Here is a 26450-nt window from a genome sequence, read left to right as displayed (position 1 = left end):
ACCTTCGTTTTGGGCTTTGGCAAGTCGCCCATTGGTTGATGCTGGCGTGTGTATGTGTCCATCAGTTATAGCCAGGATGGGCCTATCATGCCATGTACTCGGGCCAACGGCTTGCTATAGCACCCATAGCTATAAACGATCACCTACCCGCCACTTCAACGCTTTAAGCTATGACGTTAAAACGGCGGACATTAAAGCCGAAAGACATGAAAATCGGTGAATGCGCACGGCGTTCAAAAGCACTTTTTTCAATACATGTTCAATACATCTTCAATACATGGGGTCGGAGACGGGCTCCAGGCTCGACTGGAAGCTTTCGATCGCGGTTTCCGCCTCTTCGATTTCGTCGAAGCGGGCGATGTGGTAGAGCGCCTCGCCTTCGTTGGCCAACGGCAAGCGGCTCATGCCGATTACGATTCCGTCGGCCATGGCCAGCACGTCCCCCTCGTCGTTACCGAAGGGGTCGGCGACCTTACCCAGCACCTCGCCCTTGGCGACCCGGGCCCCCAGGCGCACCTTGGGCCGCAGGATGCCGTCGATCGGCGCGCGCGCCCAGCTGGAACCGTTGGCAAGCTCCGCCGGGGCCGGCAGGCGGCGGCGCTGCTCGCCGGAAAGCATCTTGAGTCGGCGCATGACGCGCAAAATACCGCGCACCCCCGGCGCAATCGCCCACTCGTCGAAGCGCAGCGCCTCGCCCGCTTCGTAGGTGAGCACCGGGATACCCCGGTTCTGGGCGTAGTGGCGAAGGCTGCCCTCGCGCAGCTCAGCGTTCAAGATGACCGGGGCGCCGAAAGCGTCCGCCATGCGGGCGGTTTCGCTGTCGGGTTCGAGCTGCGCGCGAATTTGCGGCAGGTTGGTGCGGTGAATGGCGCCGGTGTGCAGGTCGATGATGTGCGTGGCGTGATCGACGATCTCTTCGCGCAACAGCGCGGCGATGCGCCCGCCAAGCGAGCCCTTTTCACTACCGGGAAAGCAGCGGTTCAAATCGCGCCGGTCCGGAAGATAACGGGTCTGCTGGAGAAAACCGAACACGTTGACCACGGGAACGGCGATCAACGTGCCGCGCAGGCTTTTGATCGAGCGCGAGCGCAACAGGCGCCGAACGATTTCCACCCCGTTGATCTCGTCGCCGTGAATACCGCCGCACACCATCATGACAGGCCCTGGCCTGCGCCCGTGAACGACCTCGATAGAGATATGCAGCGGCGTGTGGGTGTAAAGGCGCGCGACCGGCACATCGATTTGCAGCCGCTGGCCGGGCTGAAGAGTGTGGCCTGCTATCTTGAACGGTGCTTGTGCCATGACGGTTCCTGTCGATGTGATGAAAGCGCGGCCTAAAGCGGCGCGGGTGCCCCGAATGAGTCACTCTTTTACACCAGATTAAACGTTAATTGTCATCGATGATGACATTGGTCAGCTAACCATACAGTTTTGAATGTAAAAAGGCGGCATTTCAGATAAAATGTCTCTCTTTCGAGGTAGTTATCAGGGTTGCGTTATGGCTAGAAAAACCAAGGCAGAAGCGGCAGCGACGCGTGAAGCTCTGCTCAACGCAGCTGAAGAGGTGTTTTTCGATAAAGGCGTTGCCCGCACCTCGCTCGAGCAGGTGGCCCGCCACGCCGGGGTGACCCGCGGCGCGGTTTACTGGCACTTCAAGAACAAGGGCGATTTGTTCATGGGGCTGGTCGAGCGCGTGCGCATGCCTTTTCAATCGCTGGTCGAAGAGGTCAAAAATGTCGACCCCAACGTCTCGCCCGTGGACGCCATACAGTTGGCGTGCCTGGCGGGCATGCGGCGTTTGGAGCAACCCTCGCACCGGCGCATCCTTTCCATCTTGCTGCACCGTTGCGAGTTTTTTAGCGACATCAACCCGCTCGAGATGCAAAAAGAGATCAACGAAGAGTGTTTCAATGAAATGCTCTGCCTGTTCAAAATGGCCAGCCAACAACAGCAGCTGCGCGAAGGCGTAACGCCGGAAGTTGCCACGCGCCTGGTGCAGGCCACCCTGGGCGGGCTTTTTCACGACTGGCTCAGGGCCCCGGAAAGCTACTCACTGAGCGAGCGCGGTGCGGCAATCATCGAGACGCTCATCAAGCTGATACGCCATCAAGACCGCTGAACATCCCTGACTCTGCCCTCGTTACTCTACAAAGAACGCGGCCAGGAACTTGCCTGTAAAAAGCCCGCCTACAAGGCGGGCTTTTGCTTCTCATAAAGACTGGGAGTGCGCGGCGGCGCCCTGATGTTTGTGGCGCAGGCGCAGCGTGTTCAAACGCTGGCGGGTGTCCATATAGGTTTGCTCCTCTACGCTGCGGTAGGCGCCTTCGTCCTCGAGATACTTGACCAGTACCCGGCGCTCGCCAACGTTGAACGCGTCATCTTCCTTGCAATGAAGCTTCACACTACAGCGCGGCCTGTGCGCCACCACCGCCTGGGCAAGCTCGGCACCTTCGAGGGTCGTCACCTCGACGGTGACCCCCAAAAGGCTACGGCGCTTGAAAGGCGCAAAGCGGTTAAGCCCGCGGGCCAGGCCCTGGCAAATAGCGGCGGCCAGGGGCGATGCAATGGCAAGCGACCCCCAAACGATCACCACGCCGAGCGGCACGCGCAGCATGCCAAGCTCCAGCCAGCGCAGTACCAAAAGTTCCAGCGTAAGCGTCATGCCACCGGCCAGTAGCATCAGAATGGTCAGCGCAAGCGTCGCCGGCACACCGGTAAACCCAAGCGATACCAGCGTGCTGGCCATGTGGTCATCGCGCAGGCTGTCGTGTTCGAACAGCTCGAGCGGGGCGATTCTGACCAACACCAGCAGCCAGTAAAGCGCTAACAAGCCGAGCACGAACGTAAAGACGATAGTAGGAAATAATAAAGCGGCCGAGAGAATCGGTTGCATGGCGTGTCCTCCTCCAGGTGGTTGCCTGGTTGGTTTTGGCCTGTTGTTGTGGTTTTTGGTACAAGCCTAAACGTTTCATAAGCAAGTTTAGGTCAAATTACGCGCTTTTGCCCAGGCCCACCTTGACGCCGATCAAACCGGCCAAAAAAAGCGGGCCCCGAAGGGCCCGCTCGATGTGCACGCGTCAATTGAACACGTAATCAGCTCTGCTGATGTTCCAGACGTTCGTCGTGTTTTTTGCCTTTGCTCTTGCGCCGCATCCAATCGGCGGTAGAGGCGATCATGGCGTAGAACGAGGGCACGAAAAGACTGCCCAGAATCGCTACGGACGCCATCCCCATTGCCACCGTGGTACCGATGTGGTGGCTGCTCACGTCACTCGCCCCGGTGGCCAGCGCCAGCGGCAGCGTACCGAAGATAAACGCAAGCGAGGTCATGACGATGGGCCTGAAGCGAAGCTCCGCAGCGGTAATCGCCGCCTCGCGAATGCTTTTGCCTTCGTCCTTACGCTGAAGCTCGGCGAACTCCACGATCAGGATGGCGTTTTTCGCCGCAAGCCCCACGACCACCAGCATCCCGATCTGCACGTAGACACTGGTATCCAGCCCACGCAGCACGATCCCGCCGATACCCCCCAGGAAGGCGAACGGCGTCGCGGTCAGTACCGCCAGCGGTAGCGCCCAGCTTTCGTACTGCGCCGCGAGAATCAAGAACACCATCAGGATACCGAAGATGATCGCAAGCGAGGCAGTGTTGCCCAGGTTGGCCTCCTGGTACGCCGTGCCGGTCCAACCCATGCCCCAGTTGGGGCCCAGGGTGTCGAGTACGACCTCGTTCATCGCCTCGATCGCCTCGGCGGAGCTGTAGCCGGGTGCCGCACCGCCCTGGAACTGAGCGCCGGTGTAAACACCGAAGCGCGACACCACCGACGCCCCGACCTGGCGCTCGAGGGTGACGAACTCGGAAAGCGGGATACGCTCGCCGCTGCCGCCGCGCACGTAGACGCTGTTCAGGTCGTCCGGCGTTTTACGGAACTCGTCCTCGTTTTGCAGGTACACCTGGAAGTTACGGTTTTGGTAGCTGAAGTAGTTAACGAACCCGTTACCAAAGGTATTGGAGAGCGCCGAGTTGATATTCTCGAGCGCCACGCCATAACTCAGCGCCTTCTGCTGGTCGATGTCGGCCCGGTAGGAGGGCACGTTGACGTTGAACGTCGAGAATACCTGGTTAAGCGCCGGGTGCTGGTTGGCCGCGCCCATGATCTGTAGCGAGGCTTCGTAAAGCTCCCGGGTCGAGGCACCGTCGAAGGACTGCAGGTAGCCGGTGAAACCGCCGGTGGTCGAAAGACCCATGATGGGCGGCACGTTGAAGGCCATGGCACTACCGCCATCGATACCCGCACCCAGTTCCATGATCCGGCCCACCAGGGCATCCGCGGTCAGGTCACGGTCCCCCCAAGGCAGCATGTTGACGAAAATGACGCCACGGGCGGTGTTGACCGAGCCGGCCAGCAGGTCGTAGCCCGCCACCGCCGAGGAGTACTGCACGCCTTCGATCTCCTCGATCGCCGCGCTTAGTTTCGCCATGTAGTTCTCGGTACGGTCGAGCGAGGCAGCATCCGGCAATGACACGCTGGCCAGCACGATCCCCTGGTCCGTCTCCGGTACCAGTGTCGAGGGGGTAGTCGAGTAGAGCCAGAACGAGCCAGCGCCCACCGCCAGGGTCAGGGCGAGCGCCAGCAGCCAGAAGCGAACCAGCTTTTTCACACACCACATGTAGACCGCGGTAATACCGGCGAACATCCGATCGAACAGGCGAAGCGGCGTGCTGATCGCACGGCGAAACTTCGACGGCCGTTCGTGGTTGAGGTTGTGCTTGATGAAGATCGCCGAAAGCGCCGGCGTAAAGGTCAGTGCCATCAGCGCGGAAAGCGCTACCGAGACGGCCACGGTGATCGCGAACTGCTGGTAGATCTGGCCGGTAAAGCCGCCCAAAAACGCGACGGGCACGAACACCGCGGCCATGATCAAGGAGGTCGCGATTACCGGCCCGCCGACCTCGCGCATCGCCTGGATCGTGGCGTCACGCACGGTGATGTCCTCGTCTTCGCTGATCACACGCTCGACGTTCTCCACCACCAGAATCGCATCGTCCACCACGATCCCGATCGACAGTACCAGCGCGAACAGCGTCAGCAGGTTGATCGAGAAACCGAACATATAAAAGCCGGCAAAGGTACCGATGACCGAGACCGGCACCACCGACATGGCGATCACCGTAAAGCGCCAGTTCTGTAGGAAGATGAACAAAATCACCGCAACGATCAAAAACGCTTCGATGAAGGTGTGGAAAACGGTTTCCACGGAGGCATCGATGAACAGCGTCGTATCGTAAGGCGTTACGTACTCGAGCCCGGGCGGAAAGCGGCTCTCCAGGTCCTGCATGGTGTTGCGTACCGCTTCGGCGGTCGAAAGCGCGTTGGCGCCGGGCTGCTGGTTGATGATGATCGGCGTCATGGTCGCGCCGTTCAAGCGAGCGCTAACGCCATAAAACGAGGCCCCGAGCTCGATACGCGCCACGTCTTCCAGGCGCAGCGAGGAGCCATCCTCGTTGGTGCGCAGGTAGATGTTACGGAACTCGTCCGGGTCAGAAAGCCGCCCGCCGGCGGTAATGGTATAGGTATAGGCACGCGGCTCACCCTGGGGGGAGGACGCCAGGTTACCCGCCGGAATTTCGGTATTTTGCGTGCGAATGGCACTGGCGACTTCGCTGGGCGTCAGATCGAACTGGGCCAGCTTGTCCGGGTCCATCCAGATACGCATGGCGAACTCGCCGCCACCCAATACTTCGGCGTTACCGACGCCGGGCACCTGACGCAGCTCGTCGAGGATATTCAGCGTGGCGTAGTTCTGCATGTAGACGTTGTTGTAATCGCCACTTGGCGAGGTCAGCGCTACCAGCATCAAAATCGAGTCGGAGCGCAGTTCGACCTGCACCCCTTGGGACTGCACCTGTTCGGGGAGCTGGGAAAGCGCGCCCTGAACCCGGTTATTGACGTTGATGGTGTTGATGTCGCCATCGGTGCCGATGTTGAACGCCACGCTCAGGCTCATGATGCCATTATCGGCGCTGTTCGAGGTCATGTAGAGCATGTCCTCGACGCCGTTAATGGCTTCCGCCAGGGGAGCGGCCACCGTTTGCGCCACGGTTTCCGCATCCGCGCCGGGGAACTGGGCTTGCACCGAGACCGTTGGCGGTACGACGCTTGGATACTGCTCGATCGGCAGTATCCGCATCGCCATCGTGCCTATCAGCGTCAGGATAATTGCCAGTACCGTGGCAAATATCGGTCGGCTGATAAAGAAGTTAGAGAAGTTCATTATTGCGCACCACCCTCTTCTCCTTCACCGGCCGGCATGCCGCCGCCCGCCATGCCTGAAAGCTGTTCGGCTTCCTCGCGCTCTTGCTCGGCTTCGGCCTCTTCTACGTCCTCGACGATATTGTCGGCGTTACCATCGAAGGGTTGGGGGTCGATGACCATGCCAGGCTCGATACCCGCCGGGTCGCCAACGATCACACGCTCGCCTTCTTCCAGCCCATCCAGAATGATCTGCCAGGGGCCGGCGACATCGCCAAGCTGTACGGTGCGCTCACGCGCCTTGTCTTCGTCGTCGAGCACGAACACCTGGGGGCCCATCAGGCCCTGGGTGACGGCAATTTCCGGCACGGCGATCACGCTAAAGCGCTTGAGGCCATCCAAACGTACGCGAATGAACTGGCCCGGCAGCACCGCGCCGTCCGGGTTCTCAAACGTGGCCGAGGCCTGGACGGTGCTGGTGCCGCTGTCCACGCGCGAACCCAAAAATTCGAGCTCGCCTTCGAGCTCGGCGTCGGCGCTGCCGCTTAGGCCGGGCACGCTCAGCCGGGCGATGATCGTCGAGTTATTGGCGTCGTCGTTCATCTGGCGGCGTAGCTCGAAGGCATCGCGCTGGGGTAGCTGAAAGCGCACTTCCAGCGGGTCGAGCGGGGTGATCGTGGCAAGCTCGGTTCCTGAAGTGACCACGTTGCCCAGGTTGATCTGGCTCAAGCTGATCAAACCGCTGACCGGCGCGGTCACGTTGGAGTAGTCGAGATCCAGATTGGCGCTGGAGAGCCCGGCTTCGGCCTGGGCGACGTTGGCCTGGGCGACGCGCTGGTCGGAAACGGCCTGGTCGTACTGCTGACGGCTCACCGAGTTCTGGCTTAGAAGCTGCTCGAAGCGCTGGGCGTCGCGCTGGGCGCGTGAGGCCTGGGCGCGGGCGCTTTCCAGGTCGGCCTGGCGCTGGTTGGCGGCGGCTTCGTAGCGGTCCGGCTCGATGGTGTAGAGCGAATCGCCCTGCTCGACCATCTGGCCTGGTTGAAAGTGGCGCTCTTCCAGGGCGCCGTCGACCCGCGCGACCAGCACGACTTCGTTATCGCTTCTAAGCATCGAGGGGTAGGATTTATTGATCGGTAAATCCTGACGCTCGACATCGGCCACCTCGACTTCGTGCGGCGGCCGCTCTTGCGCGGATTGCTGTGGCTGTTGAGGCTCTTCGTCCCCGCCACAGGCACTTAACGTCAGTGCAGCTATCAACGTCACCAGACTCGCTCTCGTTGAGTGAATCACTCTGTTCATACGTGGTATTCCCATTCATTTCTATATTTTGACGGATAGCTACACGGGGCTGCATCAGCAGCCCCTGGTATCAATAGGTGCCCGATTGGCCACTGCCTGGGCTGCCGCCGGGAGAGTAAGCGCCGGATTGGCTACCCCCTGCCGGATAGCCGCCTTGCTGGCCACCGCCGTAGGGGGCGCCGCCCTGCTGGCCGCCGGCAGGATAACCGCCGGACTGACGGCGGGCGGGGGCGTACTCTTCTGAGGAATAACTGGTCGACGGCGAGGATTCCGGCCGGGGCGGCGCGCCGATATCCAGCGCGCGCTGGTAGTCGTCGCCCTCGTTGGTTTCGGGCAGCGTGAAATTGACGTCTTCGCCGGTCAGCCAACCGTTGACTTCCTCGAGCGCGGCGACGTCCAAAAGCCCGGACTGTTGACGCAGTGACAGTAGATTGATCACGTAGTCGTAGCGCGACTCGGCGTAGTTGGCGATCGCGTTATACAGGTTCTGCTCGGCGTTGAGCACATCGACGATGTTACGCGTGCCGACTTCGTAGCCGGCCTGGGTTGCCTCCAGGGCGCTACGCGTCGAGACGATCGCCTGCTGGCGGGCATCGACGGTTTCCACGTTGTTGCTGACCTGGGTGTACAGCGAACGAACCTGCTGAATGGTGGTGCGCCGCTGGGACTCGAAATCGTACTGGCTGCTCTCGAGCTGGAAGGTGTTCTGGCGAATGTTGGCGCTGGTGCTGCCGCCGGTGTAGAGAGGAACACTTGCCGACACCCCGAGCTGGCTCGACGCGTTGTGGCCGTCGAGATAGTCGATGTCGGAGTCCGAATACTGGTAGTTGGCGAACGCCTGCAGGGTTGGCAAGCGGCCGGCCCGGGCGACTTCGACCCCGGCGCGGGAGACTTCGATACCGGCGCGCTGAGCCAGCACCTCCGGGTTGCGCTCGAGCGCCTGTTCGACCCAGTAGTCGCGCTCGCTGGGTGCAGGCAGGCCGACCGGCATGTCGCCGAGCGACTCGATGTTGGCGTAGCGGCGGCCGGTCAACTGCTCCAGCCGCTCGAACGCCACCTGCAGATTGCTCTCGGCCGTGATGCGCTCGGCGCGGGACTGATCGAAGCTCGAGCGCGCTTCCTCTACCTCGGTAATCGCGATCAGACCCACCTCGAACTGCTCGCTGGACTGCTCCAACTGACGGCCGATCGCACGTTCCTGGGCGCGGCGCGCTTCGAGCACTTCATAGGCACGTAGAATATCGAAGTACGCCGACACCACGTCGAGCAACAGCTGCTGCTCGGTCGCCGCCAGCACATACACTTGCTGGTCGATTTGGCGCTCGGCCTGGTCGACCTGGCGAGCGGTCGCCGCGTTGAACAGTGCCTGAGTCGCCTCTAGCGAGAGCGACATATTGTTGTAGTTGTCTTCACTCGCCGGAGCCCCCCCCGCGGGTGCTCCCCCACCGCCGGCGCCAGCGCCGCCGGTCGGGTTGGTCGGCTCGACCCGACCCGCCGACTGACTTTCGTATTGGCGGTTATGTACCACGTTGCCCGAGGCGTTGACCTGGGGGAGCAGTTCCCCGCCCACCACGTCCCGCGCGGCTTCCACACCGGAAAATTCGGAACGCGCGGAGGCAAGCTCGGCGTTGTTGTTGAGCGCATCGCGGGTGATGGTAATCAGGTCCGCCGCTTGGGCGGGCAGTACGAAGGAGCTTGTCAGCACGGCTAACAATAAAGGGCGTAAGGGGGCATTGACTGCCCAGTTTGCCAGTCGCATGGGAGTGCCTCTAGGTGTCAACGTGGGATGGTGCGCCACACAGTGGGAGTGTGAAAGGGTGGCATTATAGTTACATTCATGTATGTATGCTAGCCTTGAAGTTCTAGAAAATCTGTGTCTCGCCAAACGTCAAGACTAGCGCACCTTACTTTAGTCAAAAGCGTGAAAAGCGTGTACTTCCAACGTCGGCCTTTTTTTATTGAGCGATACCGCCGTCAAGGCCCGGTTCGACCGCTTACGTCTTACGTGGCGTACTGCTCCAGCCGGTTCACGCAGCGCTCGACGCCGCTTAAGTACATGCTGCCAAATAGCAGCACGTGATTGAGCAGCGGGTAGAGTTGAAAAAGCGCTTCGCGCCGGGGCCAGTCGCTGGGGCCGTAACCGTTCCAGTAGGCGTCGAAAAAGCGCTCATCGGGGCTGCCAAAAAGCGTCAGCATGGCGATATCCACTTCCGGGTAGTGGCGGTAAACGGCGGGGTCGATCAGGGCGGGGCCGCGGGCGGTGTACAGAACGTTACCCGACCATAAATCGCCATGCACCAGGCTAGGCGATGCATCCGGCAGCCACTGCTCCAAGGCTTGGGCCTGGGCGTCGATACGCTTACCAAGTGCGGGGCTGATCAAGGTTTGCTCGAGACAAGCCTGGCTTAGCGCCCGCAAACGCCGCTCGCGCTGGAAAGCGCGGCCGTCGCTTAGCGGGGCGTTGGGTTGAGGAGTGCGCCCGCAGGCGTTGTCGTGCAGCCAGCCATGCTCGCTGCCAATCACGCCGTGCAGTTCACGAAGTCCTTCGCCAAGCTCAGCACTCGCCCGGGCGGTTTCGGGAATGGTGTGCAGCGCCTCGATCACCAGCCACTGCCCGGATTGGCCAAGCACCTCGGGGATCACCAGTGACGAGCCCGCCCCTTTCAGCGCGCGAAGCCCTTCCGCCTCGCCGCGCAGCCGCGCCGGGTCGTCCTGCTTGATAACGACCGTGCCATGAGCCGTATCGAGCTCGAACACGCCGGCGATATCGCCCCCGCTGAGCGGGGTGAGCGAACCGCGCGGCTCAAGCGCCAGCACGCTTAAAATATCCTGTAGCTCGGTGTTCACGGTGTTCCCCTCCCCCAGCGTCATTATCATATTATAGCGATAACGCTACAGGGTGGTGCGGGCGTTAGGCAATGCCGTGGCGCACCTCGAGCGCCTGACGATAGCGCTGGTACACCTTTTGGTAGGCTTCGACCCGCGCCGGGTCCGGCTCGGCTCGCGAGCCCGCATCCAGATGCACCAGCCGTTCGCACAAGGCCTCCAACGTGGTGCCTTGGGGCTTTTGCTCGCACCAGGCCGCCTGCAGCGCCGCGCCGAGGGCAGCGGCGTCGGTCACCTCGGGGCAGATGACATCGATACCGGTGATATCGGCCACCATTTGGCGCCATACCGGGCTTTTCGCCCCGCCACCGCTTAGCCGAATCTGGCTGGCGCCGGCGGTAAGATCGCCTAAAAGGTCCAACCCGTAGCGAAGCCCGAAAGTGGCCCCTTCCATCACCGCTCGGCACATGTTGGCCTGGCTCATGTTGAGGCTGGTCAGCCCCAGAAAATCGCCGGTGGCGGCGGGCAGCATCGGCACTCGCTCGCCGTTGAAGAAAGGCAAGCAGGTTATCCCATCCGCGCCGATCGGGGCGCTGGCCACGCGCTCGGCGAAGGCGTTTAGATCGAGGCCGAAAAGCTCGCGCACGCGGGTAGTGGCCGAGGTGACGTTCATGGTGCAAATGAGCGGCAGCCAGCCGCCGTGGCTGGCGCAGAAGTTGGCCACCATGGCGTTGTCGGTGGCGACCGGTTTGGGGGAGTAGGCGCACACCGTGCCCGAGGTGCCCAGGCTCAGGGTAATCAGCCCGCGGGCAATATTGCCGGTGCCGATAGCGCCGAGCATGTTATCGCCACCGCCAGAGGAGACGACGACGTTATCCGCAAGGCCAAGCTCAGAGGCGACCTGCGCCCGCACGATGCCCGACGGGGCGTCGGGCTCGATGAGCCTTGGCAGCACTTGGGCAGGGTCGAGCTCCGGGGCGATCTGGTGGAACACTTCGAGCTGCCAGTCGCGGGTGCGGGTATCGAAATAGCCGGTGCCGGAGGCGTCGCCGGCTTCGGTCACCCGCTCGCCGGTCAGCCAGAAGTTGATGTAGTCATGGGGGAGCAAAATCGTCGCGATGCGCCGGTAGGCGTCCGGGTGGTGCTCGCGAAGCCAAGCGATTTTGGAGGCGGTATAGCCGGTTTGCAGCACCAAACCGAGCTTGTCGAGACACCCCGCCTCCCCGCCCAGGCGCTCGACCAAAGCGCTGTTTTCGGCGCTGGTTTCGGTATCGCACCAGAGCTTGGCCGGGTAGACCGGCACGCCATCGGCGTCCAGCGCCACCATACCGTGCTGCTGGCCGGAAACGCCGATGGCGCGCACCTGGCGCGCGGTAATCCCCGAGCGCTGGATGGCCTCACCGAAGGCCCCCTTGAGCGCCGCCAGCCACTGGGCCGGGGCCTGCTCGCGGCGGCCCTGCTCGCCTTCATCCAACCGATGAGGGCGGCTGGCCTCGCCCAGGATCACCCCCTTTTCGACATCCACCACCACTACCTTGGTACTTTGCGTGCCGCAATCTATCCCGATATACATCACGCGATTCCTTCAAAGGCCACCAGAGCTTCAAGCGTAGCGCGGGCGCCGCGTTCGTGCAGCAGGCCAAGGGCGGCCAGGTACGCCTGCATGAAGCGTGGGTCGTCCGCGAGATCGCCAAACAGCTCGCGGTTTTCAACGAATGCCTCGGGGCGCGTGCGGTTTTGCCGGGCAATCTCGGTAAGCTTCTCGCGTAGGGCATCGACCACCTCGATGGGCTCGCCCTGCTCGTCCACGCCTTCGGCGTAGCGCGCCCAGCTGGCGATAACGCTGGCGCTGAGCGCTACCTGCCCGCCGTGTTCGAGCTGATGGCGAACCACCGGTACCAGCCACTTCGGGATACGGTCCGAGCTTTCGGCGCAAAGCCTGGCCAACGTGTCCCGAATTTGCGGGTTGGCAAAGCGTTCGATCAGCGTGTGCTGGTAGGCAGGCAGGTCGATCCCCGGCACTGGCGGCAGCGTGGGGGCGCCCTCCTCTTTCATGTAGCGCAGCAGGAACTCGACGAACAGCGGGTCCTGGCACACCTGGTGGGCGTAGCGATAGCCCGCGAGATACCCGAAATAGGTCAATGCCTGGTGGCTGGCGTTCAAAAGGCGAAGCTTCATCAGCTCGAAAGGTTCGACATCCTCGACCAGCTGTACGCCCACGTTCTCAAGCGCCGGGCGGCCCAGCGGAAAGTGGTCCTCCAGCACCCACTGGGTGAAGGGTTCGCACACCACCGGCCAGTCGTCCTCCAGGCCAAAGCGGCTTTTAAGCTCGTCGATATCGTTTTGCGTGGTGACCGGTGTAATGCGGTCCACCATGGCGTTGGGAAAGGCGACCTCGCGGGTCAGCCACTCGCCGAGCGCCTCATCGCGAGCGCTGGCAAAAGCGCCAAACATGCGCCGGGCAACATCGCCGTTGCCCTGGATGTTATCGCAGGACATGACAGTAAACGGTGCAACCCCCCGCTCGCGGCGGCGCACCAGCGCCTCGACCACCAGGCCGAAACTCGAAGCGGGCGCGGTCGGCTCGGCCAAATCGCGCTGGATCAGCGGATTATCGAGATTGAACGCCCCGCTGACCGGGTGCACGTTATAGCCGCCCTCGGTCACAGTCAGCGAGACGATTTTGATGGCCGGGTCGGCCATGGCTTCGATGACCGCCTGGGTCTCTTCCGGAGCGAACAGGTAGTCGACCATACTACCGATCACCCTGGGGGCGTACTCGCCGTCCGGGTGCTTGACCACCAGGGTGTAAAGATGATCCTGGGCTGCCAGCACCTCTTTCATGCGCTTGTCGCCGGGCATCACGCCGACGCCGATGATGCCCCAATCCAGCGCCTGGCCTTCGTTCATCAACCCATCGAGATACATGGCCTGGTGGGCGCGGTGAAAACCGCCCACGCCGATATGTACGATGCCCGCCTTGACGGCGCGGCGGTCGTAGGTGGGTAGCTTGACCCCCGGGTCGAGCGTGGTGAGCGTTTGATTGTTGAGTTGGGTCATGATGGCTCTCCTGGCAGTGGGTAATCCCGGGATTGGCGATGCGGTTAGAAAGAGGGCGTGGACGTGTCGTTGGGCGTGCGAGTGTGCCAGGTGTCGATCAGCACGCCCAGCTCGCGCATATGAAACGCCACCTGCCAGGCGCCCGCCTCGACCAGCCGGTCGGCCTGATCCTCACCAATGTGGCTGGCCCCCACAAAGCCCACCACGGTAAGCCCGGCGGCCACGGCCGAGCGCACGCCCGCCACGCTATCTTCGACCGCGAGGCAGTGATGGGCCGAAACGCCCAGGGTTTGGGCCGCCAGCCGGTAAATCGCTGGGTCGGGCTTGGGGGCGGATACCTGGTCGGCACTCAGTATCGGGGCGTTCTTAAGCGCTACGGCCAACCCCGTCGAATCAAGCGACGCCTCGATCCGGCGCCGATTGCTGTTGGACACCACGGCCATGGCAAAGGGAATCGCGCTGATCGCCTCAAACGCCCCGTCGATGGCACGAAGCTCCCGGGCTAGGCGCGCTTCGATGGCCGCATCGACCTGCGCGACGGCGTCCTCGGGCAGCGCATGGCGGCTCAAGGTTTGCAGGTGACGCAGAATATTGGAGGTGGTCATACCCATCGCCTGGCCAAGCTCGCGTGCCACGTCGACATCCGGCAGCCACGCCTTGAGATGCGACTCCAGCGTATCTTCGGCGAGGACTTCGCTATCCACCAGTACGCCATCGCAGTCGAATATCACCGCACTCATGACGCTGTCTCGGTGTGGCCCGGCGCATCCGTCGGCAAGCCACGGTTATCCTGGCGGGTCAGGTTCGCCAGCGGGTGCAAGGCCAGGCTTTCAAGCGCCAGGCCGTGCTGGTCGAAAAGATGCGCGCGCTCGGCGTCGAAGCCAAAACGTACGGTGTCGTGGACCCGATAGGCCACATCGCCATCCGCCATGAGGGTAATGAGCTGGTCGTTCATCTTGACGTACAGCGAGGTTTGGCCGCCCAGCCGTTCGAGTACTTGAATGGTGCCGCTTAGCTCGCCCGCCTCATTAAGCTTTAAGTGCTCCGGGCGAATGCCGAGCTCGAGCGTCTCGCCCTGCTTGGTGGCTTTGCCATCGACCGGCACGCGGCACTGCCCGCCACCGGGCAGCGCGACACTCACGCCGCTGGCCTCGCTGGACACGACGCCTACTTCGAAAAAATTCATTTTCGGCGAGCCGATAAAGCCTGCCACGAAGCGGTTGCGTGGATGGTGATAGAGCGCCATGGGCGAGCCTACCTGCTCCACGATGCCGTCCTGGAGCACGACGATCTTGTCGGCCATGGTCATCGCCTCGATCTGGTCGTGGGTGACGTAGATCATGGTGGCGTTGAGCTCCTCGTGGAGCCTTGCAAGCTCGATGCGCATCTGTACTCTGAGCGCGGCGTCCAGATTCGATAGCGGCTCGTCAAACAAAAAGATGCTGGGATTACGCACGATGGCCCGGCCGATAGCTACCCGCTGGCGCTGCCCGCCGGAGAGCGCCTTGGGTTTACGATCCAAAAGCGGCTCGAGCTGCAAAATTTTCGCTGCCGCCAGCACTTTCTCGCGTCGTTTCGCCTTGGGCACTCCGGCCAGGCGCATGGAAAAGCCCATATTGGCTTCGACGCTCATGTGGGGGTAGAGCGCGTAGCTTTGAAACACCATCGCCAGCCCCCGATCCGCCGGGCCTACATCGTTCATGCGCTGGCCATCGATCAGGATATCGCCGCTCGATGCGCTCTCCAGCCCCGCGATCATGCGCATCAGGGTCGATTTACCGCACCCCGAGGGCCCAACGAAGACCACGAACTCACGATCTTCGACGTCCAGACTGACGCCCTTGATGACCTCGGTGTCGGCAAAGCGTTTGACGATGTTGTGAAGCTGCAAAGTGGCCATAAAAGGGCTCCTTACTTGACGGCGCCGAAGGTCAAACCACGGACCATTTGTTTTTGAGTCATCCAACCGAGGATCAGGATGGGGGCGATCGCCATGGTGGAGGCCGCCGAGAGTTTGGCCCAAAAGAGCCCTTCGGGGCTCGAGAAGGACGCAATATAGGCGGTCAGCGGCGCCGCTTTCGAGGAGGTCAGGTTGAGACTCCAGAATGCTTCGTTCCAGCTCAAAATGACGGACAACAACCCGGTAGAGGCGATGCCGGGAAGCGTCAGCGGCAGCAGTAGGTAGACGACCTCCTGGAGCGTGGAGGCGCCGTCCATCCGCCCGGCTTCGAGGATGTCCCGGGGCATGTCCTTGAAAAAGGTGTAGAGCATCCAGACCACGATGGGCAGATTCATCAGGGTGTAGACGATGATCAGCCCGGTGCGGGTATCCAGAAGGCCGACGTCGCGAAAGATGAGATAGATCGGCACCAGCACGCCCACCGGCGGTAGCATCTTGGTCGAAAGCATCCATAACAGGGTGCCCTTGGTGCGTTTGGTCGGTAAAAACGCCATGGCGTAGGCCGAGGGAATCGCGATCAATAGCGCCAACAGCGTAGAGCCAAAAGCGACCGCTACGCTGTTGAGCGCAAAGCGGGCGTAACCCGAGCGCGCCTGCACGGCCTCGTAGCTTTCAAGCGTCGGTGTAAAGAGGAAGCTTGGGTCGGCAATGGCGGCGGTTTCGGTTTTAAAACCGGTCAGCACCATCCAGAGAATGGGGAAAAAGATCACCAGCGCGACCGACCAGGCCAGCAGTGTCAACAAGAGCTGCTTGATCGGGAAGGCGCGCGCCGGCGCTGCGTGTTGACGTGGCGTAGTCATAGCGGCGTACTCATGTGTGTCGTGCTCCTCAAACGCCCGGGATCACGCTTTTGGGGTTAACAGACCTAATCTTCCAGGTTTTTGGCGACCATACGGACCAGAAAGATCGCTACGATATTGGCGAGAATGATGGCGATCACGCCGCCCGCCGAGGCCACGCCCACATCGAAATCCAACAGCGCCCGAATGTAGATCAGGTACGCAAGGTTAGTAGTGGCAAGCCCGGGGCCGCCGGAGGTGGTGACGAAGATTTCGGCGAAAATCGTCAGCAGAAAGATCATCTCGATCATGATCACCACGCTGATCGCCCGCTTTAGGTGCGGCAGCGTAATGAAAAAGAAGATCGCCAACGGCCCCGCGCCGTCCATCCGCGCGGCTTCGACCTGGTCTTCATCCAGCGACTGCATCGCGGTGAGCAAAATCAACAGCGCAAAGGGCAGCCACTGCCAAGAGATGATGATGATGATCGAGGTCAGCGGCAGCGACGAGAACCAGTCGACGGCGGGCATGCCAAGCGACTGGGCAAGCCAGGCCAGCACCCCGCTGGAGGGGTGCATCATCATGTTCTTCCAGATCAGCGCGCTGACCGTGGGCATGACGAAAAACGGCGAAATGGCCAGCACCCGCGCGATACCCCGACCGAAAAATTCCTGCTGGAACAGCACGGCCAAGAGCGTGCCGCCCACCACGGTAATGGTCAGCACCCAGCCCACCAGCAGCAGTGTCGTGCCCATGGCGGACCAAAGCGCGGGGTCGGTGAGCAGGTACTCGTAGTTTTCAAACCCGGCAAACCCGGTCATGCCGGGCATCAGCAGGTTGTAGCGCTGGAAGGAGAACCAGACGGTCATCCCCAGCGGTATCAGCATCCATAAAAGCAGTAGCGTAACGGCGGGCGCCTGTAGCGAAAGCGCTCTTAACCCACCGACCGTACGGCCGGATGCGCGTGTTCTAGTCATGAAAATACCCGCGAAAGCAGTCTTGGCTAAAAGCGTGCAATGAGAGCGAAGGCGCCCGCCGTCGGCGGGCGCCTGCCGGATCAGTCGTTGTAACCGGCTCGCTGCATGGTGCGCTCGGTAGCGCGCTGGGCGCTATCCAGGGCTTGTTCCACCGTGCTGTCGCCGGTCAGGGCCGCGGCAATGGTCTGGCCTACCTGGGTACCAATCGCCTGGAACTCAGGGATATTGACGATCTGCACGCCGGTATAGGGGTTGGGCTCCAGGGTCGAGTCGGTGGGGTCGGCCTCCTGAATGGCGTTTAACACGAACTCGGCGAACGGCGCGGCTTGCTGGTATTGCTCGTTGGCGTAGGTGGATTCGCGTGTACCCGGCGGCACGTTGGTCCAGCCCTGGGTCTCGCCGACCAGCTCGATGTACTCTTTCGATGTGGCCCAGCTGATGAACTCCTTGGCGGCGTCCTTGTTTTCCGAGGAGGCGGGGATCGCCAGCGCCCAGGTCCAGAGCCAGTGCGAGCCCTTGGGCGTTTCGGCGACCGGCGCCGGGGCAAAACCGAGGTTATCGGCCACGCTCGATTCATCGCCATCATAAAGCGTCCCGGCGGCGGAGGTGGCGTCTACCCACATGGCGCAGTTGCCGCGGGCAAAAAGCGCCAGGTTCTCGTTGAAGCCGTTGGAGCTCGCCCCGGGCGGGCCATAGTTACCCAGCAGGTCGACGTAGAAGCTGATCGCGTTTTGCCAGGCGTCGGAGTCGAGCTCCGGGTTCCACTCTTCGTCGAACCAGCGGCCGCCGTAGGTGTTTACCAGCGTGGTGACGAAGGCCATGTTCTCGCCCCAGCCGGGCTTGCCGCGCAAACAAATCCCCGCCAGCCCCTCTTCGCTACCGTGAAGCTGCTCGGCCCAGTCGCGCACCTGGTCCCAGGTGGGCTGGTCGGGCATCTCGATACCGGCCTGCTCGAACAGGTCCTTGCGGAAGTACATCATCGAGCTTTCTGCGTAAAACGGCAGCGCGTAGGGCGTGCCGTCAAGGCTCAGGCCGTCGCGCACCGAGGTCAGCAGGTCATCGATATCGTACTCATCAGGCAGATCATCGAGCGGTGTTAGCCATTCACGCTCGGCCCAGATGGGGGCCTCGTAGGCGCCGATGGTCATGACATCGAACTGGCCGCCGCCGGTGGCGATATCCGTGGTCATGCGCTGACGCAGCACGTTCTCTTCGAGCACCACCCAGTCGAGCGAAATCTCCGGATGAGCGCTTTCGAACTCGTCGGTCAAGCTCTGCATGATGACCATGTCGTTGTTATTGACGGTGGCCACAGTGATTTGGGTCTGGGCCTGGGCATGGCCTGACAGCGCGATACCGGCGGCCAGCGCGCTGAGCGGCAAGTGATGTGCAAAACGCATACGGCACTCCTTTGAGCGAATTTGGACTTGTTATGGTGCTGATTATTTTGATCATCAATCGAACAAATGATCGTACGCGAGGCAAAAAAAAGCAAAGCCCTAGCGCTACTACTTTACGCTAACCCCCCCATTACTTGGCGCGGTTGCTGGCCTGCCACCGGGTTTTAAAAGGCTTTATAGCGCGCTCAAAATGTGGTGCGCGGCCACTTCGTCGGTAATCAGCCCCTTGAGCCAGCCGCTTCGCAGCGCCGCCAAAATGGCCGGCGCCTTGTCCTGGCCACCGGCGATGGCCACCATGGTCTGCTGGCCGAACTGATCGAGCGGAAGACTCGTGACCCGCTGGGTGATCGAGCACTCGATCAGCTCACCCTGCTGATTGAGCGGCCAGCCCAAAAGCTCGCCGACAGCCTCCAACCGAAGCAGCTCATCGAGCTCGACTTGGCTGATGAAGTGATCCTGGTAGAGCGTCGCTTGGCGGTCGATGCGCCCGACCCCAATGAATGCCGCTTTCGAGGCCGCCGCCACCTCGGCAATCGCCTGAAACAGCCGCTGGCCTAGCATGGCCTCTTTTTCCTCGATGGACTCCGCGACCACCGGTGCGGGCAGCAAAAAGCGCTCGCCGCCGGTTTTATCCGCCAGCGCCATCACCGCGTCGAAGCGGTTGGCCGAGCCGTCCCGGGCAACGTTACCGATCAACGAGACGAAACGGTGCTGGGGGCGCTCGATGCGATCCAGCGCCTCGACCGCCGCACGTACCGAGCGCCCGGCCCCCAGCGACAGCGTCAGCGGCTCGCTACGCTCCACCAAGTGGGCCATCCGTTTGGCACCCGCCACGGCCAGATAGTAGGCGGCGCTGTCCGGCGCATTCATATCCGCCGGCACTACATCGCAGTAGTTCAAGTCAAAATGCTCGGCAAGCTCACGCCCCAGCGTCATGCACGACGAGATCGGATGGTCGATATGCACCTTGATCAACCCTGCTTGGCGGGCCAGGGCCAAAAGGCGCTGCACGCCTGGGCGCGAAACGCCCAACTGGCTTGCGATTTCATCCTGGGTGAGCCCTCCCACGTAGGAGAGCCACGCCGCTCGGGCCGCCTGGTCCAGTTTTACCTCGAATTTATCCATGGTCCGGCTCGTTGGTCCTTATGAATGAGACGTTAGGGATTGCTGGTCGTGAAGTACCATCATACAAAGCCTAGCCCGCGCCCCATAGCCGCCAATCCGCTAAGATGACAATGACACCCTGTTTGAAAGAGGCAATATCATGTACAAACTGACGTTTTATGTACCGATCGAGGACGCCGAGAGCGTCAAGGAAGCGGTGTTCGAAACCGGCGCCGGCCGCATTGGTCATTACGAGGCGTGCTGCTTTCAGACGCCGGGTACCGGGCAGTTCCGCCCCATGGAGGGCGCCCACCCGCATATCGGCAAGGTGGGCGAACTCACCACCTTAGAGGAGTACAAGGTGGAAATGGTGTGCGACGATGATTGTATTCACGCCGCGGTGGCGGCGCTTCAGCTGGCCCACCCTTACGAGGAGGTCGCCTACGCGGTATGGGAACTTGCCGACCTTAAAGCGCCGGCGCCTCCGGGCTTTGCCTGAACGCTACCCCTCTGGGCGCGCTTTATCCTTCACCGGTCGCGCCCTCGCCCACCCGCCCGCTTTTCCAGTCGCCCTAAGCGCTGCCGAAATAGCGTTCGCGGTCTTCTAACGTGACGGTGCTCATGTGCAGCGGGAAGCGGTCGCTTTTGCGGTCCTCAAAAAAGTGCTTGAGGGTGCGCTCGATGGTGGGAAAAGCGAGGGTGTCCCAGGGGATATCGTCTTCCGCGAATAGCGCGACCTCGAGGCTTTCCGGGCCCGCGCCGAATCCGCCGTTGAGATCCGCCAAAAAGATCATGTAGACCTGGTTGATATGCGGCAGGTCGATCAGCGTGTACAGATCCTTAATTTCGACGCTCGCCATGGCCTCTTCGCGGGTTTCGCGAAGCCCGGCATCACGGGTGGTTTCGCCGTTTTCCATGTAGCCGGCGGGCAGTGTCCAGTAGCCTTTGCGCGGAGAAATCGCGCGTTTACACAGCAAGATTTTGTCCTCATGAACCGGCAACGTACCCGCCACGATGCGCGGGTTCTGGTAATGAATCGCCCCGCAGCCGTCGCACAGGTAGCGCGGGCGGTCGTCGCCTTCGGGAACGGCAAAGCGGACTTTTTCACCGCACTGGCTACAAAAATTCATGATGGTATCTCAACAGCTGATAAGGTGGGGCGCTTGGCTTGACGCCGGTTGTCACGCTTTGTAAAAGGGAGTAAACCTGATGGAACCTCCATGTTAGAGAAACTGCGCAAAGAGCTGCAACACTATCGGCCAAAAGAGTTGGGCCGCGCCAAACTTTTACAGGCGTCGGTGCTGCTGCCCATCGTCGCGCATCCCGAGCCCACGCTGCTCTTTACGCGGCGGGCCAGTCATCTATCGACCCATAGCGGCCAGGTAGCCTTTCCCGGTGGTAAGCGCGAGCCCGACGACCGCGACCTTTACCACACTGCCCTGCGCGAAGCCGAAGAAGAGATCGCGCTGCCCCCGGGTGAGGTCGAGTGCATCGGCCAGCTTTCCGACGTGGTCTCACTACACGGGCTTTGCGTGACGCCCTGGGTGGGCATCATTGCGCCCCAGCTGGCCTTGAAAGCCGACCCCGGCGAGATCGACACCATTTTCGAGGTGCCCTTGAGCCACTTTCTAAACGACAAGCGCACCTACACCGATGTGATTACCGTGGACGGCGTGGCCCACTACGTGCCGAGCTACCATGTCGATGGCCACGTAATTTGGGGGCTTTCCGCCATGATGCTCGTCGAGCTTTTGGCCAAGGGCTTTGGTATGCCGATCGATCTTTACAAGCGACCGTCAGGATCGCTCAAACACCACCCCGAGCGTAGCAACCGGGCGGCCAACAAAGGCGATATCAGCGCCGCCCCCGCCGCGAAGCGGAGTAAGCGATGAGTGTTTCCAGCACGTCCAGGGGCGAGGCGTTTGCGCAAAGCGCCCAGGCCGAACTGATCGATGCACTGGTCGAACAGGGCTGGTACGTGGGCAAGGACGTGATCGACCCATCGCTTTGTGAGGCCCTGGCCGCTGAACTGGCCCGCCTGAGAGATGCCGAGGCACTCGAAGAGGCCGGTATCGGCCGTGGCCAACAGCACCTACTGCGCAAGGACATACGCGGCGATGCCATTCACTGGCTCAACCGGGAAAGCGAAGCGCAGCGCCACTACCTTCAAGCCATGCAGCGTTTGCAGGTAGCGCTGAACCAAACGCTTTTTTTAGGGCTTTTCGAGTACGAGGCGCACTTCGCGTACTACCCGGCAGGCGCCTTTTACAAGCGCCACCTGGACAGCTTTCGCGGCCGTGCCAATCGGGTCATTTCAACGGTAGGCTACCTAAGCCCGGACTGGCCCATCGACGGCGGTGGTGAAATGGTCATTTACGCCCCGGAGGATCCAGCGCGCGAGGTGGCCAGGGTCACTCCCCAGGCCGGCACCTTTGCCTGCTTTCTCTCCGACACGATCCCCCACGAGGTGCTGACCACCCACCGCCCTCGAAGTAGCATTGCGGGCTGGTTCCGCCGAAACGCATCCATGGGCGGTGTTCTCGACCCCGAAAGATAACCTGTGTTAATTAAAATGCTTTATTTCGGTGCATTTAACCTTGATGAACGCTTTTTTAAAAATCGATTGCTTACAAATGTTGCAAAACTACTCACAGCGTCTACCTTAAGAAGTGTCCGGCGCATTTAGCGCAAGGCAAGGTTAACTTACTACCCCCGTAGTTTTAGCCTGACGCAGTAGAAGTTCGCTCATGTCATTTGGCAGATGCGAAAAGAAACGAGTAAGACGTGGCTTTGGCCACCAGGAAGATAGTTAGCATGTTTATTTAACGCTAACTATTCAAAGTTTAGGTACAAGCATTAATGCTCGATACCTTACTACGAACGCAAGGAGCAATAGCAATGAAAATGATCAAACCCGCTTTTCTAGGCACGCTGATGGTACCGGCTTTCATGTTCGCAGCAAGCGCTAATGCGCAGTCGAACGACATGGACGCTACTTACATGACAGCCGCACCGCAGGGTACCTTTCATGCTGACTCGCTGACCGGCAATTCGGTACACAGCACCGTTGAAGACGACGATGAAATCGGCAGCATCAATGATCTGATCATTGATCAGGACGGACAGATCCAAGCGGTCGTAGTAGGTGTTGGCGGTTTCCTTGGTATGGGCGAGAAAGACGTCGCCATCGAATGGGATTCTCTTGACCTTACCCGTGAAGACGACGGCGACGATTACGTGATTCGCGTAAACGCTACTCAGGAAGCGCTCGAAGAAGCCGAAGAGTATGACCGCGACGCTAACCGTAACGATGGTATGAATAACGATACCAACACGAACGGCGATATGGATCGTGACACCGACACGGATAACGATCTGGACACCTAATAGTTATCTATTAGTGTGATCAAGGGCCCTGGTTTTTACCAGGGCTTTTTTGTGGCTATCGTTTGAGCGTTTAAACTCCATGGCATCTAATTAATTCAAACGGGCATGCAGTTCAGACAGGTATTGGTGGTCACCCCCTCACCTCTTGTTTCACTATCGCTTTTTCCTAATGCTTTCTCGTTAACGCTTTCCTCTTACTCTTACTCCTACTACTCTGCCTTTACCAGGCAGCATCTACCAATTAACATCGATGGCCGCTGCTACTTGAATGGATCCCAATAAAAAAGCGCTGTCGAAGACAGCGCTTTAATCAAACTATTCGATCAGACCGACCTTTAAGGCCGGGTAAAAGAACTAGCCCTTGAGCTTCGCCGACATGGTGATTTCGGCTTTCAATACCTTGGATACCGGGCAGTTGGCCTTGGCGGTTTCTGCAGCTTCTTTGAAAGTCGCTTCGTCGGCACCGCTAACGGTTGCTTCGACTTCAAGATGGATTTTAGAGATATCGAATCCACCGCTGCCTTGCGAAAGCGTTACCGTTGCCTGAGTGTCGATCGCATCGGCGGTATAGCCTTTATCGCCCAGGACCATTGAAAGCGCCATTGAAAAACAGCTGGCGTGAGCGGCGCCGATCAGCTCTTCCGGGTTGGTGCCCTTCTCGCCTTCAAAACGCTGCTTGAAGGAGTAGCCGGCGTCCAGCACACCGCTTTCCGTAGCGATTTTGCCCTTGCCGTCTTTTAAGCCGCCTTCCCAATGTGCATTCGCTTTACTATCCATGGAATACTCCTGTTGCAATCATTTGCCTGGTTACTCAAAGGGCTCGGAAGAGACCTCCCGATGCCACACCCACAAGCGTAGCTCATTTTTAAAACCGTGCCGAGCGCCTTAACACCCCGCTAGCGCTCATCGATGACCCGAACCTCATCACCCAAGGCCAGTGTCGCCCCCAGCCCCTGGGCAATCGTGACGTTTTGGCAAAAATAGGCCCCCTTGAGCGCAGGTTGCGTTTTAAGCTTGACCAGCGTCGCCAGTGGCTCGCCAGGCACAGGGATTTGCCCCGTTTGCTGGTCGGTGGTGACTATTTTACATCGCTGGCAGGGCTTGCACGGCGAAAGATGAATCACGTCATTAGCGGTACTGAGCGTGCGCCAGGCATTTTCCGCCCAAGGGGTGGGGCAGTCGATCACGATATTGGGCCGGAAGCGTTCCATGGGCACCGGCGTCTGCTGGTTCTCACGCAGCGCCTCGTTAAGCGCGTCAAGCGAGCCGGTGGTCCCAATGGTCAGCGGATAGCCATCCGCAAAGTACGTGGGCGCCGTTGCACCGTCGATAGCGCGAGCCGGGCGCTCGAACTCGGTAGCAAAGCGCATCAGCCGAACTCCGGCCGCCTGCTCGCCCACCGCGCTTACCAGCCAGCGGGTCACGTCTTCACTTTCGGGCAAGGCCTTGCAGGCATCTCCCCACACCGTGACCACACGCAACGGGCTTTGGGGCCTTTCGAGCGAAATCTCGATCGAGCCCGCCTCGGGATGGGAAAGCACCAGCGCGTGCTCGGTCAACGCCACCGAAATCAAGGCAAGCGCCGGGATCTCGCGCTGGGTGACAAATGATTGCTGCTCATTGACCAACATCCAGTGCCGGTCCCAGGCCAGCCCCTGACGGGTGAGCGTTGCCTGCTCCAGGTCGATGCCTTTGAACGACTTTACCGGGTAGACGGTTAATTTTGTAATCTTCAAAAAGAGCCCCGCTTTTTCCTGAATGGTGGCCGTCTACTTTAGCGAATACAGGAGTTTACCACCACGTTTTAAAGCGTTTGCCCCGTCTCGATGGTGTATCCCAAATCGATAACGCTGGCGGCGGACTCTTTTTGCCCCTGAATGCGCGCGATTAGCGCCTTCGCCGCCGTCTCGCCAATCGCCTGGCGTGGTGTGATCACGCTGGCGAGCCGGGGCGTCATCGCTTGGCCGACATCGTGACCGTGAAAGCCCGCGATCGCCAGCGCCTCGGGCACGCGAAGCCCCTGGCGCAGACACTCGAAGTAAGCGCCTACCGCCACGTCGTCGTTGGTGCAAAAAATGCCGTCGGCCTCGGGGTGTTGCGCGATGATGTCGCGCATTAGCTCGGCGCCTACGCTGTAAGAGGAACGCGTGGTACTTTGCAGCGTCACCGGCGCCAGGCCGTGGCGGGTCATGGCGTTGGTATAGCCCTGCTCGCGCTGGCGAGTGCGCTCATCGAGGCGAACCGCCAGGTAGATGACCCGACGCCGGCCCCGACGAATCATCTCGCTGACCATATCATCGGCGGCCTGCACGTTGTCGTAGCCTACCGCCAGTTCCAAAGGAGTGCGGTAGGTATCCATGATTTCGACGATGGGGATGCCCGCGGTTTCCAGCATACGCAGGCTTCTGGGGGTGTGCTCGTGGTCGGAAAGAATCACGCCGTCCACGTTATAGGAGAGCAGCGACGCTAGGCTCTGCTCCTCGAGCGCCGGGCTGTAGCCGTAGTGCGACAGCATCAGGTGAAAACCCGCCGGCTCGGCGCACGCCTCGATCCCCACGATGACGTCGGCAAACACCTGGTTGGTAAGCGAGGGCACCAGTACGCCGATCGAGTGGCTCCTGGCGCGGGATAAAAGCTCCGGGGCGCGGTTGGGTATATAGCCCACCTGCTCCGCGGCATGAAAAATACGTTCGCGAAGCCCCTCGGACACGGTTTGCGGATTGCGCAGGCAGCGGCTGACGGTCATTTTCGTGGCGCCAACGCGCTCGGCGATGTCCTGTAACGTAGGGCGTTTTTTCTTCACACTGGCGGGCCTTGTAAGCGTTGGTCTGGCGCGTTCACTGATCCAGCATACGACGCCACCCCGCGTGTGAAAACCGCCAATATCAGGCCGGCTCGACCAAACGGCTGATGAACCCCTCGACGATCGCCCCCGGCGCCAGCGTGATCGATAGGGTGACGGCTTCATCCTCTCCCGGCGCTTCCAAATCGGCCAGTTGGCTTGCCAGCATGTTATCACCCTTGAAGAAGTGGCCCTCGCGGGTTTCCAAGCGCTCGCGCAAAAGCGCTTGGCTGCCTTCCAAAAACAGAATGTTGAGCCCCGGGTCGCCCTCGCGTAAAAGCTCCCGGTAGCGCTTTTTGAGCCCGGAGCAGGCGATGACCACGCTTTCATCTTGCTGGCGATACTTGGCAAATAGCTTTGAAAGCGTCGTCAGCCACCCCTGACGGTCACTGTCATCGAGGGGCGTACCGTTGGACATCTTGGCCACGTTGGCAGGCGGATGATAGTCGTCGCCGTCGATAAACCGCGCCCCTAACGAGGCGGCTACGTGCTGGCCGACCAGGGACTTACCACACCCGGAGGCCCCCATGACCAGAATACGATACGAAGTAGCGGGCATTGGTTT

Annotated in this window: 24 protein-coding genes; 5 read left to right on the top strand and 19 right to left on the bottom strand. The window is 60.8% G+C overall.

The window, feature by feature from the left end; all coding sequences use genetic code 11:
- Positions 1–270: 270 nt before the first annotated feature.
- Complete coding sequence (locus tag ACWHRL_RS04715) at positions 271–1302, bottom strand: succinylglutamate desuccinylase/aspartoacylase family protein (RefSeq protein WP_447528117.1); 1032 nt, start codon at positions 1300–1302, stop codon at positions 271–273.
- Between the two features lie 196 nt (positions 1303–1498).
- Between ACWHRL_RS04715 and ACWHRL_RS04710 the strand changes: the two genes are divergently transcribed.
- The gene (locus ACWHRL_RS04710) at positions 1499–2119 is read left to right on the top strand and encodes a TetR family transcriptional regulator (RefSeq protein ID WP_447895455.1); all 621 of its coding nucleotides are present in this window, start codon (positions 1499–1501) and stop codon (positions 2117–2119) included.
- A 90-nt stretch (positions 2120–2209) separates the two neighbouring features.
- On the opposite strand, the gene ACWHRL_RS04705 is transcribed toward ACWHRL_RS04710, so the two are convergent.
- The 13 genes from ACWHRL_RS04705 to ACWHRL_RS04645 form a co-directional block, all read right to left on the bottom strand.
- Positions 2210–2893 (bottom strand): hypothetical protein, encoded by a 684-nt coding sequence (locus tag ACWHRL_RS04705; protein WP_447895454.1) that lies wholly within the window; start codon positions 2891–2893, stop codon positions 2210–2212.
- A 200-nt stretch (positions 2894–3093) separates the two neighbouring features.
- Positions 3094–6273, bottom strand: a complete 3180-nt coding sequence (locus ACWHRL_RS04700; RefSeq protein WP_447895452.1) for an efflux RND transporter permease subunit — start codon at positions 6271–6273, stop codon at positions 3094–3096.
- A complete protein-coding gene (locus ACWHRL_RS04695; protein WP_447895451.1) occupies positions 6273–7550 on the bottom strand; it encodes an efflux RND transporter periplasmic adaptor subunit in 1278 nt (425 codons plus the stop codon). The genes ACWHRL_RS04700 and ACWHRL_RS04695 overlap by 1 nt, the downstream gene beginning before the upstream one ends.
- 70 nt (positions 7551–7620) lie before the next feature.
- Positions 7621–9309 carry a TolC family outer membrane protein gene (locus ACWHRL_RS04690; protein WP_447895450.1) on the bottom strand — a complete coding sequence of 563 codons (1689 nt, stop codon included), beginning with the start codon at positions 9307–9309 and terminating at the stop codon, positions 7621–7623.
- 242 nt (positions 9310–9551) lie between these two features.
- Positions 9552–10397: a fructosamine kinase family protein gene (locus ACWHRL_RS04685; protein ID WP_447895448.1), complete on the bottom strand. Its 846-nt coding sequence runs from the start codon at positions 10395–10397 to the stop codon at positions 9552–9554.
- Between the two features lie 64 nt (positions 10398–10461).
- The gene (gene xylB / locus ACWHRL_RS04680; protein WP_447895447.1) at positions 10462–11949 is read right to left on the bottom strand and encodes a xylulokinase; all 1488 of its coding nucleotides are present in this window, start codon (positions 11947–11949) and stop codon (positions 10462–10464) included.
- Positions 11949–13436 carry a mannitol dehydrogenase family protein gene (locus ACWHRL_RS04675; protein WP_447895446.1) on the bottom strand — a complete coding sequence of 496 codons (1488 nt, stop codon included), beginning with the start codon at positions 13434–13436 and terminating at the stop codon, positions 11949–11951. Before ACWHRL_RS04675 ends, xylB begins: the two co-directional genes overlap by 1 nt.
- A gap of 44 nt (positions 13437–13480) precedes the next feature.
- A complete protein-coding gene (locus ACWHRL_RS04670) occupies positions 13481–14176 on the bottom strand; it encodes an HAD family hydrolase (RefSeq protein ID WP_447895445.1) in 696 nt (231 codons plus the stop codon).
- A complete protein-coding gene (locus ACWHRL_RS04665) occupies positions 14173–15336 on the bottom strand; it encodes an ABC transporter ATP-binding protein (protein WP_447895444.1) in 1164 nt (387 codons plus the stop codon). The genes ACWHRL_RS04670 and ACWHRL_RS04665 overlap by 4 nt, the downstream gene beginning before the upstream one ends.
- An 11-nt stretch (positions 15337–15347) precedes the next feature.
- On the bottom strand, positions 15348–16196 hold the full coding sequence (locus ACWHRL_RS04660) for a carbohydrate ABC transporter permease (RefSeq protein WP_447528106.1): 849 nt from the start codon (positions 16194–16196) through the stop codon (positions 15348–15350).
- A gap of 65 nt (positions 16197–16261) precedes the next feature.
- Positions 16262–17152 (bottom strand): carbohydrate ABC transporter permease, encoded by an 891-nt coding sequence (locus tag ACWHRL_RS04655; RefSeq protein WP_447895443.1) that lies wholly within the window; start codon positions 17150–17152, stop codon positions 16262–16264.
- 80 nt (positions 17153–17232) lie between these two features.
- Positions 17233–18552 carry an ABC transporter substrate-binding protein gene (locus ACWHRL_RS04650; RefSeq protein ID WP_447895442.1) on the bottom strand — a complete coding sequence of 440 codons (1320 nt, stop codon included), beginning with the start codon at positions 18550–18552 and terminating at the stop codon, positions 17233–17235.
- Between the two features lie 174 nt (positions 18553–18726).
- Positions 18727–19677, bottom strand: a complete 951-nt coding sequence (locus ACWHRL_RS04645; RefSeq protein ID WP_447895441.1) for a sugar-binding transcriptional regulator — start codon at positions 19675–19677, stop codon at positions 18727–18729.
- Between the two features lie 139 nt (positions 19678–19816).
- On the opposite strand from ACWHRL_RS04645, the gene ACWHRL_RS04640 reads away from it, so the two are divergent.
- Positions 19817–20155 carry an NGG1p interacting factor NIF3 gene (locus ACWHRL_RS04640; protein WP_447895440.1) on the top strand — a complete coding sequence of 113 codons (339 nt, stop codon included), beginning with the start codon at positions 19817–19819 and terminating at the stop codon, positions 20153–20155.
- Between the two features lie 73 nt (positions 20156–20228).
- Here the strand turns inward: ACWHRL_RS04640 and ACWHRL_RS04635 are convergent, their stop codons facing one another.
- Positions 20229–20786 (bottom strand): NUDIX hydrolase, encoded by a 558-nt coding sequence (locus ACWHRL_RS04635; protein ID WP_447895439.1) that lies wholly within the window; start codon positions 20784–20786, stop codon positions 20229–20231.
- Between the two features lie 90 nt (positions 20787–20876).
- On the opposite strand from ACWHRL_RS04635, the gene ACWHRL_RS04630 reads away from it, so the two are divergent.
- The 3 genes from ACWHRL_RS04630 to ACWHRL_RS04620 all read left to right on the top strand — a co-directional run bounded on the left by ACWHRL_RS04630 (position 20877) and on the right by ACWHRL_RS04620 (position 23043).
- Positions 20877–21548, top strand: a complete 672-nt coding sequence (locus tag ACWHRL_RS04630) for a CoA pyrophosphatase (RefSeq protein ID WP_447895438.1) — start codon at positions 20877–20879, stop codon at positions 21546–21548.
- A complete protein-coding gene (locus tag ACWHRL_RS04625; RefSeq protein WP_447895437.1) occupies positions 21545–22213 on the top strand; it encodes a 2OG-Fe(II) oxygenase in 669 nt (222 codons plus the stop codon). Before ACWHRL_RS04630 ends, ACWHRL_RS04625 begins: the two co-directional genes overlap by 4 nt.
- Before the next feature lie 341 nt (positions 22214–22554).
- The gene (locus ACWHRL_RS04620; protein WP_447895436.1) at positions 22555–23043 is read left to right on the top strand and encodes a PRC-barrel domain-containing protein; all 489 of its coding nucleotides are present in this window, start codon (positions 22555–22557) and stop codon (positions 23041–23043) included.
- Between the two features lie 354 nt (positions 23044–23397).
- Here ACWHRL_RS04620 and ACWHRL_RS04615 read toward each other — a convergent pair whose 3' ends face one another.
- The 4 genes from ACWHRL_RS04615 to ACWHRL_RS04600 form a co-directional block, all read right to left on the bottom strand.
- Entirely contained in the window at positions 23398–23820 is a 423-nt protein-coding gene (locus tag ACWHRL_RS04615; protein WP_447895435.1) for an OsmC family protein, read from the bottom strand.
- Positions 23821–23939: 119 nt separating this feature from the next.
- Complete coding sequence (locus ACWHRL_RS04610; RefSeq protein ID WP_447895434.1) at positions 23940–24779, bottom strand: MOSC domain-containing protein; 840 nt, start codon at positions 24777–24779, stop codon at positions 23940–23942.
- Positions 24780–24847: 68 nt separating this feature from the next.
- A complete protein-coding gene (locus ACWHRL_RS04605; RefSeq protein WP_447895433.1) occupies positions 24848–25846 on the bottom strand; it encodes a substrate-binding domain-containing protein in 999 nt (332 codons plus the stop codon).
- A gap of 82 nt (positions 25847–25928) precedes the next feature.
- Positions 25929–26444 (bottom strand): gluconokinase, encoded by a 516-nt coding sequence (locus tag ACWHRL_RS04600; protein WP_447895432.1) that lies wholly within the window; start codon positions 26442–26444, stop codon positions 25929–25931.
- Positions 26445–26450: the final 6 nt, after the last annotated feature.

This window comes from Vreelandella sp. GE22, from assembly GCF_968212445.1.
Note: the sequence above shows the minus strand (reverse complement) of the source record. Positions and strands in the feature narration are given on the sequence as shown.